Annotated in this window: 2 protein-coding genes and 1 riboswitch; both genes read left to right on the top strand. The window is 62.9% G+C overall.

The window, feature by feature from the left end; all coding sequences use genetic code 11:
• The coding region (locus tag B4N44_RS13995) for a methionine adenosyltransferase domain-containing protein (protein WP_296701910.1) at positions 1-480 on the top strand (480 nt) is incomplete at its 5' end.
• A gap of 134 nt (positions 481-614) precedes the next feature.
• A riboswitch (S-adenosyl-L-homocysteine riboswitch) is annotated at positions 615-700 on the top strand.
• Between the two features lie 21 nt (positions 701-721).
• Positions 722-912 (top strand): adenosylhomocysteinase (locus B4N44_RS13990; protein ID WP_296701908.1); only part of this gene is annotated, 191 nt, incomplete at its 3' end.

Genomic DNA, 912 nt, shown 5'->3' with positions numbered 1-912 from the left:
CGCTTCGTGGTCGGCGGTCCGCAGGGCGACTGCGGCCTCACCGGGCGCAAGATCATCGTCGACACCTACGGCGGCATGGCGCGACATGGCGGCGGTGCCTTCTCCGGCAAGGATCCCTCGAAGGTCGACCGCTCTGCCGCCTATGCCGGGCGCTATGTCGCTAAGAACATCGTCGCCGCGGGTCTTGCGGAGAAGTGCGAGGTTCAGGTGTCCTACGCGATCGGTGTGGCCGAGCCGACGTCTCTGTCCATCGATACCTTCGGCACCGCGAGCATCAGCGAGCATCGCATCATCGAGCTGATCCGCGCCCACTTCGATCTGCGTCCCTACGGCATCACCCGGATGTTGGATCTCACCAACCGCGATCTGATCAAGTACCGTGACACGGCGGCCTACGGTCACTTCGGGCGTTCGGAGCCGGGCTTCACCTGGGAGCGCACGGACAAGGCCGAGATGCTGCGCGAAGCGGCGGGCATCTAGAGCTCAACCGCGTCAGGTGCGACTCGGTGCGGTCTGCGTTTGAATATCTTGTTCCCAGTTACCGATCTTTGGTGCGCGTGGTGCAGGAACGCGACGATTCTTAGTCCATTCTGATCGATCTCAACAAATACCTCGCGACCGAGGAGCGTTGCGACCCGGGCCATCGGAGCCCGGGCCAGGCTCGGCGGCGGGGTCGACACGACAACGGCGCTCACTCACGTTTCATCAGGAGCTGATAACCATGAGTGAGTTCACTGATTATAAGGTTGCCGACATCTCCCTGGCCGATTTCGGCCGCAAAGAGATGGATATCGCCGAGACCGAGATGCCGGGCCTGATGGCCCTGCGCGAGCAGTTCGGCAAATCCAAGCCCCTCGCCGGCGCGCGCATCACCGGCAGCCTGCATATGACCATCCAGACCGCCGTGCTGAT

The organism is Thiocapsa sp. UBA6158 (assembly GCF_002423035.1).
In the GTDB taxonomy this organism is placed as follows: domain Bacteria; phylum Pseudomonadota; class Gammaproteobacteria; order Chromatiales; family Chromatiaceae; genus Thiocapsa.
The sequence above is the reverse complement of the archived record's forward strand: the minus strand, read 5'-3'. Positions and strand labels throughout refer to the sequence as shown.